Source organism: Pseudomonas sp. AAC, assembly GCF_000725445.1.
Classification (GTDB): domain Bacteria; phylum Pseudomonadota; class Gammaproteobacteria; order Pseudomonadales; family Pseudomonadaceae; genus Pseudomonas; species Pseudomonas citronellolis.
Genome location: NZ_KL647097.1, coordinates 725341 through 735556, shown reverse-complemented (window position 1 = coordinate 735556; position 10216 = coordinate 725341). Strand labels below are relative to the sequence as shown.

The window sequence follows — 10216 nt, the reverse complement described above, 5'->3', positions numbered from 1 at the left end:
GCGCCTAGCCTGGCGTGATTTGTCGCGGCAACGCGGCTCGCGCCGAAACGGGAGCCGACCCTAAGATGAGAATTGGCATCGTCAACGATATACCTCTGGCGGTGGAAGCGTTGCGCCGGGCCTTGGCCTTCGAACCTACGCACCGCGTGCTGTGGGTCGCCAGCAACGGCGCCGAGGCGGTGGAAATGTGCGCCGCGCAGACCCCCGACGTGGTGCTGATGGACCTGCTGATGCCGGTGATGGACGGCGTGGAGGCCACGCGGCGGATCATGGCCGCCTCGCCCTGCGCCATCATCGTGGTCACCGTGGACCTGGAGCAGAACCTCTCGCGGGTGTTCGAGGCCATGGGCTGCGGCGCGGTGGACGCGGTGAACACCCCGGCGCTGGGCGTCGGCGACTCCCTGGAGGCGGCCCGCCCGCTGCTGCGCAAGCTACAGAACCTGGCCTGGCTGTCGGCCCCGGGCAACAGCCGGCCGCGCAGCGAGGTCGCCGTGCGCGAAAACCCGGCCAAGGCCCGCCGCCTGGTGGCCGTGGGCGCCTCGGCCGGTGGCCCGGCGGCCCTGGCCGAGTTGCTGGGCCTGCTGCCGGCGAGCTTTTCCGCGGCCATGGTGGTGGTGCAGCACGTGGACGAAGTGTTCGCCGCCGGCATGGCCGAATGGCTGGCCAGCCAGGCGCGCATCCCGGTGCGCCTGGCGCGCAACGGCGAGGTGCCGCAGCCCGGCTGCGTGCTGCTGGCTGGCACCAACGACCACATCCGCCTGCAACGCAACGGCGAGCTGGCCTACACCGCCGAGCCCTGCGGGCACATCTACCGGCCCTCGATCGACGTGTTCTTCGACAGCGTGGCCGACAACTGGGTGGGCCAGGCCACCGGCGTGCTGCTCACCGGCATGGGCCGCGACGGCGCCCAGGGCCTGAAGCACATGCGCGAGCGCGGCTTCCTGACCCTGGCCCAGGACCAGGCCAGCAGCGCCGTGTACGGCATGCCCAAGGCCGCCGCGGCGATCGGCGCCGCCACCGAGATCCGAGCCCTGGGCGACATCGCCCGGCGCCTGGGCGAACTGTACGGCTGACATTCCGGAGGCAGCGCCAGCGGCGCCACGACGACGATGAACCCCAAGCATAGCGAGAACCCCTTGATCACTCCGGACGACACCGCGGTCATGGTCCTGCTGGTCGACGACCAGGCCATGATCGGCGAGGCCGTGCGCCGCGCCCTGGCCGAGGACGGCGGCATCGACTTCCACTTCTGCTCCGACGCCACCCAGGCCATCGAGCAGGCCCTGCAGATCCGCCCGACGGTGATCCTGCAGGACCTGGTGATGCCCGACACCGACGGCCTGGAGCTGGTGCGCCAGTACCGCCGCCACCCGCAGACGCGCGACATCCCGATCATCGTCCTGTCGACCAAGGAGGAGCCGCAGGTCAAGAGCGCCGCCTTCGCCGCCGGGGCCAACGACTACCTGGTCAAGCTGCCCGACGCCATCGAGCTGGTGGCGCGGGTGCGCTACCACTCGCGCTCCTACCTCGCCCTGCAGCAGCGCGACGAGGCCTACCGCGCCCTGCGCGAGAGCCAGCAGAAGCTGCTGGAGACCAACCTGGTGCTGCAGCGGCTGATGAACTCCGACGGCCTCACCGGGCTGTCCAACCGCCGCCACTTCGACGAGTACCTGGAAATGGAATGGCGCCGCGCCCTGCGCGAGCAGAGCCAGCTGTCGCTGCTGCTGATCGACGTCGACCACTTCAAGGCCTACAACGACACCTTCGGCCACGTCGCCGGCGACGAGGCGCTGCGCCGCGTCGCCGGGACCATCCGCGAAAGCTGCGCGCGCTCCTCCGACCTGCCGGCGCGCTACGGCGGCGAGGAGTTCGCCATTATCCTCCCGGGCACCTCGCCGGGCGGCGCGCGGCTGCTGGCGGAAAAGCTGCGGCTGACCGTGCAGGCCCTGGGTATCGCCCACGAGCAGCCGGATTCCGGCGCGGTGCTGACGGTCAGCGTCGGTGTGGCGACGCTCACCCCGGGGCAGGGCGAAAGCTGCCTGCGGCTGATCGAACACGCCGACCGCGCGCTCTACAACGCCAAGCACGGCGGGCGCAACCAGGTGGGGGTGGACGGCGGCGCAACCGGCTGACGCACAGCCGCCCACGGGCGGCTTTCTCGGGTATACTTCCGGGTTTTTCCACGCCATTACCCGTGAGTGCTGACCGCCATGGAAATCCAACCGATCCTCAACAGCATCAAGGACCTCTCCGACCGTACCCAGTCCATTCGGGGGTATCTTTGACTACGATCTGAAACATGATCGTCTGATCGAAGTAAACCGCGAGCTGGAAGACCCGGCGGTCTGGAACAAGCCCGAATACGCCCAGAACCTGGGCCGCGAGCGCGCCATGCTGGCGCAGATCGTCGAGACCCTCGACGAACTGACCGGCGGCCTGGCCGACTCCCGCGACCTGCTCGACATGGCGGTCGAGGAGAACGACGAAGGCGCCGTCGGCGACGTCGAAGCGGAAGTCCAGCGCCTGCGCGAAATCCTCGAGAAGCTGGAATTCCGCCGCATGTTCAGCGGCGAGATGGACCCGAACAACGCCTACCTGGACATCCAGGCCGGCTCCGGCGGCACCGAGGCCCAGGACTGGGCCAACATGCTGCTGCGCATGTACCTGCGCTGGGCCGACAAGAACGGCTTCGACGCCGAGATCGTCGAACTGTCCGAGGGCGAGGTCGCCGGCATCAAGGGCGCCACCGTGCACATCAAGGGCGAGTACGCCTTCGGCTGGCTGCGCACCGAGATCGGCGTGCACCGCCTGGTGCGCAAGAGCCCGTTCGACTCCGGCAACCGTCGCCACACCTCGTTCACCGCGGTGTTCGTTTCGCCCGAGATCGACGACAACATCGAGATCGAGATCAACCCGGCGGACCTGCGCATCGACACCTACCGCTCCTCCGGCGCGGGCGGCCAGCACGTGAACACCACCGACTCCGCGGTGCGTATCACCCACGTGCCGACCAACACCGTGGTGGCGTGCCAGAACGAACGCTCCCAGCACGCCAACAAGGACACCGCCATGAAAATGCTGCGGGCCAAGTTGTACGAGCAGGAGATGCAGAAGCGCACCGCCGCCTCGCAGGCGCTGGAAGACACCAAGTCCGATATCGGCTGGGGCCACCAGATCCGTTCCTACGTGCTCGACCAGTCGCGCATCAAGGACCTGCGTACCGGCGTGGAACGCAGCGATTGCGACAAGGTGCTCGACGGCGACCTCAACGAATACCTGGAAGCCAGCCTTAAACAGGGCCTGTAGACCGCACCCCGTAGGAGCGAGCTTGCTCGCGAACCCGCTGAAGAGCTTCGCGAGCAAGCTCGCTCCTACAGTTGTTATCCCTAATTGAATGAATCGACGCCAGGCAGATAGAACGACCATGAGCGACCAACAACTCGACCAGCACGAGCTGCAACAGGAAGAAAACAAGCTGATCGCCCAGCGCAAGGAAAAGCTTGCCGCCGTGCGCGAGGCCAGGGCCATCGCCTTCCCCAACGACTTCCGCCGCGACGCCTATTTCGCGGACCTGCAGAAGCAGTACGCCGACAAGACCAAGGAAGAGCTGGAAGCCGCAGCCATCCCGGTCAAGGTCGCCGGTCGCATCATGCTCAACCGTGGCGCCTTCATCGTCCTGCAGGACAGCAGCGACCGCCTGCAGGTCTACGTCAACCGCAAGACCCTGCCCGAAGAGACCCTGGCCGAGATCAAGACCTGGGACCTGGGCGACATCATCGGCGCCGAAGGCACCCTGGCCCGCTCCGGCAAGGGCGACCTGTACGTCGACATGAGCAGCGTGCGCCTGCTGACCAAGTCGCTGCGCCCGCTGCCGGACAAGCACCACGGCCTGACCGACACCGAGCAGCGCTACCGCCAGCGCTACGTCGACCTGATCGTCAACGAGGAAACCCGCCACACCTTCCGCGTGCGTTCCCAAGTGATCGCCCACATCCGCCGCTTCCTGTCCGAGCGCGGTTTCCTCGAAGTGGAAACCCCGATGCTGCAGACCATCCCCGGTGGCGCCGCGGCCAAGCCCTTCGCCACCCACCACAATGCGCTGGACATGGCCATGTTCCTGCGCATCGCTCCGGAGCTGTACCTCAAGCGCCTGGTGGTCGGCGGTTTCGAGAAGGTCTTCGAGATCAACCGCAACTTCCGCAACGAAGGCGTCTCGACCCGGCACAACCCCGAGTTCACCATGCTCGAGTTCTACCAGGCCTACGCCGACTACGAAGACAACATGGACCTGACCGAGGAACTGTTCCGCGAGCTGGCCCAGGCGGTGCTCGGCACCACCGACGTGCCCTACGGCGACAAGGTCTTCCACTTCGGCGAGCCGTTCGCCCGCCTGTCGGTGTTCGACGCCATCCTCAAGTACAACCCGGACATCACCGCGGCCGACCTGCAGGATGTCGACAAGGCCCGCGAGATCGCCAAGAAGGCCGGCGCCAAGGTCCTCGGCCACGAAGGCCTGGGCAAGCTGCAAGTGATGATTTTCGAGGAGCTGGTGGAGCACAAGCTGGAACAGCCGCACTTCATCACCCAGTACCCCTTCGAAGTCTCCCCGCTGGCCCGCCGCAACGACCGGGACCCGAGCGTCACCGACCGCTTCGAGCTGTTCATCGGCGGCCGCGAGATCGCCAACGCCTACTCCGAGCTGAACGACGCCGAAGACCAGGCCGAGCGCTTCATGCTGCAGGTCAAGGAGAAGGACGCCGGCGACGACGAGGCGATGCACTACGACGCCGACTTCATCAACGCCCTGGAATACGGCATGCCGCCCACCGCCGGCGAAGGCATCGGCATTGACCGCCTGGTGATGCTGCTGACCAACTCGCCGTCGATCCGCGACGTGATCCTGTTCCCGCACATGCGCCCGCAGGCGTAAGCGCTGGAGCTGTGGAAAAGCCGCCTTCGGGCGGCTTTTTCGTGTCTGAGGGCAAGGCTCTTCGTAGGAGCGAGCTTGCTCGCGAACGGTGCTTGCCGGGGATTTGGGCGCTGGGTTTGGGAGCGCCCTCTCCCTAACCCTCGGCTGCGCGCCCCGCCCTGAAGGGAGAGGGGACCGTTCGGCGTGTTCGGGGGTTTCGGCGTTAGCCGGCTAGCACAGAGATTACCGACTGAAACCACTCCTCCTCTCGGCACGGACAAGCCCCCTCTCCCTTCAGGGAGAGGGCTGGGGAGAGGGTGCGGAGGCCACCTCATGCACCCACATACCCGGGAGGCACCCCGCCCCAATTGATTCCCCAAGCAAAAGCCCGAACAATGCGCCATCGCCCGCGAGCGGAGGAAAGATCGTGCCCCGAGCAGTTTCCAGAGACAGCGCCGCCCAGGCCGCCAGTGCGGTGGCCGAGAGTGTCCAGTACCAGGGCCGCAAGGCCGCCCGCCAGGGCAGCGAGCAGCGCCGCCAGGCGATCCTCGACGCGGCCATGCGCATCATCGTCCGCGAGGGCGTGCGGGCCGTGCGCCATCGGGCGGTGGCGGCCGAGGCGGACGTGCCCTTGTCGGCCACCACCTACTACTTCAAGGACATCGACGACCTCATCACCGACACCTTCGCGCTCTTCGTCGAACGCAGCGCCGAAGCCCTGTCGGCCTTCTGGGCCAGCGTCGAGGGCGACCTGCAGGCCCTGGCCGCCGGCCTCACCGGCAGCCCCGAGGCGCGCCGCGAGCTGGCCGACCGCATCACCGAGCTGGCCATCCAGTACGTGCGCGTGCAGCTCACCGAGCGCCGCGAGCACCTGCTGGCCGAGCAGGCCTTCCGCCAGGAGGCGCTGCTCAACCCGCGCCTGGAACAGCTGGCGCAGAGCCACAGGCGCATCCTCTCCCTGGGCGTGGTGCACTTCTTCGAGGTGCTCGGCTCGCAGCAGCCGGAACAGGACGCCAAGGTGTTGACGGCCATCATCCTGCAGATGGAGTATCAGGGCCTGCTGGATGGCGTGGAGCACCTGGACACCGTGGAAATGCGCGCCATCCTGACCCGCTACCTGTACCTGGTGCTGGGCCTCTGAAGCCCGCCGACGACCCCATATGGCGTGCCGCCCGCGGCCCCTGAGGAGACTTCGATGAAAGCCTGGCGCGCCTTGCTGCTGTTGAGCATCTTCCTGCTCGGCGGCTGCCTGGTGACCTTCAAGGAGCCGATCCCGGCGAAGGAGGCCGCGCCCAAGCAGTTGCTCGGCCAGTGGTCGCGGATCGACGAATACGGCGAGGAACAGTTCCTCGAGATCAGCCGCACCGGCGAGGGCCTGTACCGCGCCTTCAGCTACTACGACGACAGCGGCAACACCGACAGCGCCGAGGACCTGCCCTTCACCGTGGTCCACCACGGCCAGCGCTGGTACCTGTCCGCCGAACTGCCCAAGAGCCAGGGCGGCAACTACGTGCTGGCCGGCTTCGAGATCACCGACAAGGACGAACTGGTGGTCTACTCGCTGGACGTCGAGCAGATCCTCCAGGCCATGGCCAAGGGCACCCTGCAGGGCCAGAAGGTGGACAGCGAGCAGGGCGCCGGCGCCCTGGTGGCCAGCCCCCTGGGCGACGTCCTGGCCTACCTGGACGAGCCCGCCAACGCCGAAGTCTTCAACGAAGCGCTACGCTTCCAGCGAGTGACTCCGGGAGAACGCCCATGAACCCGCGGCGCAAGAAAAGCACGCCCAGCGAGTACCAGCAGATCATCCGCGGCCTGTCCGACCGCCTGGTGGAGGCGCAGACGCCGATCCGCGTGCTCGATGCCATCAAGTGGGACGACAGCGTGCGCGCGGACTTCCTCAAGGGCCGCGGCAAGCACGCGCCCAAGGTCGACCGTGGCTACTACGACGGCCGCCCGCTGGCCTTCGACGGCAACGCCAAGAAGCAGGAATTCCAGAACCTGGAGCGCGACATCACCCGCCAGCTCGGCCAGTTCAACCCGGTGGGGCAGATCATGCGGCGCATGTGCCGCGAGTACCGCATGGTCATCCGCATGCTGGAGGCGCGCGGCACCCAGGACTTCGGGCTGATCTCCCAGGAACTCTACGGCTCGGCCTCCGACGCCTTCCACGCCGGTGACCCGACCCTGGCCGACCTCGGCCTGATGCTCTCGGACTACCTGAACAACATCGCCGACCGCGGCGACCTCAAGGACGAACCCAAGACGCTCACCGCCAAGGAAGCGGTGGCCATGCTGCAGGAGCGCCTGAACAAGACCTTCGGCGAGGCCGAGGACACCATCCGCGTGTTCGAGTCCGACGGCATAGTCGCCGACGCCGCGGCCGGCGCCGACTACATCAAGGTGCGCGCCGACGCCATGTTCAACGAGCGCGACGTGCGCGCCCTGGAGGTCCACGAGGGCCTGGTGCACGTGGGCACCACCCTGAACGGGCAGAACCAGCCGATCTGCACCTTCCTGGCCAAGGGCCCGCCGTCCTCCACCGTGACCCAGGAGGGCCTGGCCATCCTCATGGAAGTGATCGCCTTCGCCTCCTACCCCACGCGCCTGCGCAAGCTGACCAACCGCACCCGCGCCATCCACATGGCGGAGGAGGGCGCGGACTTCCTCGAGGTGTTCCACTTCTACCGCGAGCAGGGCTACAGCCAGGAAAGCAGCTACCAGAACGCCAGCCGGGTGTTCCGCGGCTCCACGCCCGGCGGGCTGCCGTTCACCAAGGACCTGTCGTACCTCAAGGGCTTCATCCTCATCTACAACTACATCCAGCTCGCCGTGCGCAAGGGCAAGCTGGAGCAGATTCCGCTGCTGTTCTGCGGCAAGGCCACCCTGGAAGACATGCGCACCCTCCGCCAACTGGTGGACGAGGGCCTGGTGGTGCCGCCGAAGTACCTGCCTCCGCAGTTCCGCGACCTCAACGCGTTGTCGGCCTGGATGTGCTTCTCCAACTTCCTCAACCACCTGAGCCTGGACCGCATCGAGGCGGACTACGCGAATATCCTCTGACGCCATGCCGACCCGTTCAGGCCCCGTAGGATGGCGTTGAGCGAAGCGATACCCATCGATGGGAATCGCTCCGCTCGTCCCATCCTACGAAAGCGCTTCCGTGCCGCCAGTGTGGGAGCGATCCCCGGCCCCAAGGATGACCCGACCATGACCCACCGCTTCAAGGCCGCCGCGCTGTCCCTGCTGCTTCTGCTCGGCGGCTGCAGCTCGCTGCTGTTCTACCCCAGCCCCGACGTGGCCATCACCCCGGCGCGGGCCAAGCTGGACTACCGCGACGTCACCCTCACCACCGCCGACGGCGTCAAGCTCGCCGGCTGGTGGCTGCCGGCCAAGCCCGGCGTGCCGGTCAAGGGCACGGTGCTGCACCTGCACGGCAACGGCGGCAACATGGCCTGGCACCTGGGGGCCACCTTCTGGCTGCCGGAACAGGGCTACCAGGTGCTGATGCTCGACTACCGCGGCTACGGCCATTCCCAGGGCGAGCCCAGCCTGCCGGCGGTGTACCAGGACATGGACGCCGCCTTCGCCTGGCTGGACAAGGCCCCGGAAGCCCGGGGCAAGCCGCTGATCCTGCTCGGCCAGAGCCTGGGCGGCGCCATGGGCGTGCACTACCTGGCGCAGCATCCCGAGCGAGTGAAGCAGCTCAAGGCCGTGGTGCTCGACGGCGTGCCCGCCAGCTACCGCGAAGTGGCCCGCTACACCCTGGGCACTGCCTGGCTGACCTGGCCGCTGCAGACTCCGCTGTCCTGGTTCGTGCCCGATGGCGACAGCGCGATACGCGCCATGCCGCGACTTTCTGGCGCACCCGTGCTGTTCTTTCACAGCATCGACGATACCATCGTGCCTCTGGACAACGGCCTGAGCCTGTACAAGGCGGCGCGGCCGCCGAAAGTCTTCCAGCTGACCCGCGGCGGGCACGTGGAAACCTTCGGCGAACCGACCTGGCGCGAAGTGATGCTGCGCTTCCTCGACGACCCGCAGCGCTTCAGCGGCCTGCGCCGCCTGGCCGAAGTCCCCAACACCGATCCGCCGGCCGAGCCGGCCAGCCAGTCCCAGGGCAAGCCATGACCACCAGCACCGACCGCAACATGATCCCGTACATCCTCACCGCCATCGGCAGCATCATCGTCAGCGTGGGCACGCTCTGGTACTACGGCTACCTGCACTTCGCCAAGGAGCAGGACGCCCTGCTGCTGGCCGAGTTCACCATGCTCAAGAGCATTCCCGGGCAGGACGTGAAACTCTCGCTGGAACCGGCCAACCAGATCGCGCAATGCATCGACGGCGTGCTGGTGCTGTTCGACACCACCCAGAAGGGCCTCTCCGGCGTGCTGGTGGACAACAGGAAGCACGCCGTGCGCTGCGCCGGCGAGGAAACCCCGCAGGAAGTCCGCTGACGGCATGCTTCGGGGGCCAGTCTGGGAGCAACCTGGAGGGCGCGACCATGAGCAACCCCGAAATCCACGTCTGGCAGGGCGACATCACCACCCTGCGCATCGACGCCATCGTCAACGCCGCCAACAGCTCGCTGCTCGGCGGCGGGGGCGTGGACGGCGCCATCCACCGCGCCGCCGGCCCGGAACTGGCGAACCACTGCCGCAACCTGGGCGGCTGCAGGACCGGCGAGGCCAGGATCACCCCCGGCTTCCGCCTGCCCGCCGCCCACGTCATCCACACGGTAGGCCCGGTCTGGCGCGGCGGCGGCCACGGCGAGCCGGACCTGCTCGCCGCCTGCTACCGCAACAGCCTGGCGCTGGCCGAACAGCATGAGCTGGAGGGCATCGCCTTCCCGGCGATCAGCTGCGGCATCTACGGCTATCCCCTGGAAGCGGCGGCCAGCATCGCCATCACCGAACTGCGCCGCCAGCGCCCCGCCGGCAGCAGTCTGCAACGCCTGTTGCTGGTGCCTTTCGCCGAAGACATGGCCGAACTCTACCGGCGCCTGTTGCGGGGTGGCGCGTAGGCGCCGACTGCGCCGAGGTGCTCTTCGTAGCGGGCCCTGCCCGCGAAATCGCGCGCAGGGCGCGCTCCTACATGGGAAAGGTGCGGGTGGGGCGGCGTAGGAGCAACTGTCTTGCGCCGAGGAGCTCTTCGTAGGATGGGTTGAGCTTGCGATACCCATGCTGCCGTGGTGATGGGTATCGCTTCGCTCAACGCCATCCTACGAAAAGCCGTGCTTCCTGGAACCGTAGGATCTCATCCGCGAAGCGGGCCGGTGGTTCCGGCTATCGCGGACAAGGTCTGCTC

At 67.5% G+C, this 10216-nt stretch carries 10 protein-coding genes; all 10 read left to right on the top strand.

The genetic code is table 11. The features are described 5' to 3' along the window. The first annotated feature begins 65 nt into the window (after positions 1-65). Complete coding sequence (locus FG99_RS17060) at positions 66-1073, top strand: chemotaxis response regulator protein-glutamate methylesterase (RefSeq protein ID WP_043271301.1); 1008 nt, start codon at positions 66-68, stop codon at positions 1071-1073. Between the two features lie 36 nt (positions 1074-1109). Beyond that, positions 1110-2132: a response regulator gene (locus tag FG99_RS17055; RefSeq protein WP_009616530.1), complete on the top strand. Its 1023-nt coding sequence runs from the start codon at positions 1110-1112 to the stop codon at positions 2130-2132. A gap of 78 nt (positions 2133-2210) precedes the next feature. Continuing rightward, positions 2211-3306 (top strand): peptide chain release factor 2 gene (gene prfB, locus FG99_RS17050; RefSeq protein WP_099049077.1). Its coding sequence is split into 2 segments (ribosomal slippage): positions 2211-2282 and positions 2284-3306, totalling 1095 coding nucleotides; the frame shifts between segments, so codons are not numbered across the junction. 118 nt (positions 3307-3424) lie between these two features. Beyond that, the gene (gene lysS / locus FG99_RS17045; RefSeq protein ID WP_043271297.1) at positions 3425-4930 is read left to right on the top strand and encodes a lysine--tRNA ligase; all 1506 of its coding nucleotides are present in this window, start codon (positions 3425-3427) and stop codon (positions 4928-4930) included. 406 nt (positions 4931-5336) lie between these two features. Continuing rightward, positions 5337-6050 carry a TetR/AcrR family transcriptional regulator gene (locus FG99_RS17040; protein ID WP_009616533.1) on the top strand — a complete coding sequence of 238 codons (714 nt, stop codon included), beginning with the start codon at positions 5337-5339 and terminating at the stop codon, positions 6048-6050. A 54-nt stretch (positions 6051-6104) separates the two neighbouring features. Beyond that, on the top strand, positions 6105-6668 hold the full coding sequence (locus FG99_RS17035) for a hypothetical protein (RefSeq protein WP_043271295.1): 564 nt from the start codon (positions 6105-6107) through the stop codon (positions 6666-6668). After that, positions 6665-7969 carry a flavohemoglobin expression-modulating QEGLA motif protein gene (locus FG99_RS17030; RefSeq protein ID WP_043271293.1) on the top strand — a complete coding sequence of 435 codons (1305 nt, stop codon included), beginning with the start codon at positions 6665-6667 and terminating at the stop codon, positions 7967-7969. The genes FG99_RS17035 and FG99_RS17030 overlap by 4 nt, the downstream gene beginning before the upstream one ends. 147 nt (positions 7970-8116) lie before the next feature. Further along, entirely contained in the window at positions 8117-9037 is a 921-nt protein-coding gene (locus FG99_RS17025) for an alpha/beta hydrolase (RefSeq protein ID WP_043271291.1), read from the top strand. Further along, on the top strand, positions 9034-9366 hold the full coding sequence (locus FG99_RS17020; protein WP_043271290.1) for a PA3694 family proteiin: 333 nt from the start codon (positions 9034-9036) through the stop codon (positions 9364-9366). Before FG99_RS17025 ends, FG99_RS17020 begins: the two co-directional genes overlap by 4 nt. 47 nt (positions 9367-9413) lie before the next feature. Beyond that, on the top strand, positions 9414-9932 hold the full coding sequence (locus FG99_RS17015) for an O-acetyl-ADP-ribose deacetylase (RefSeq protein WP_043271288.1): 519 nt from the start codon (positions 9414-9416) through the stop codon (positions 9930-9932). Positions 9933-10216: the final 284 nt, after the last annotated feature.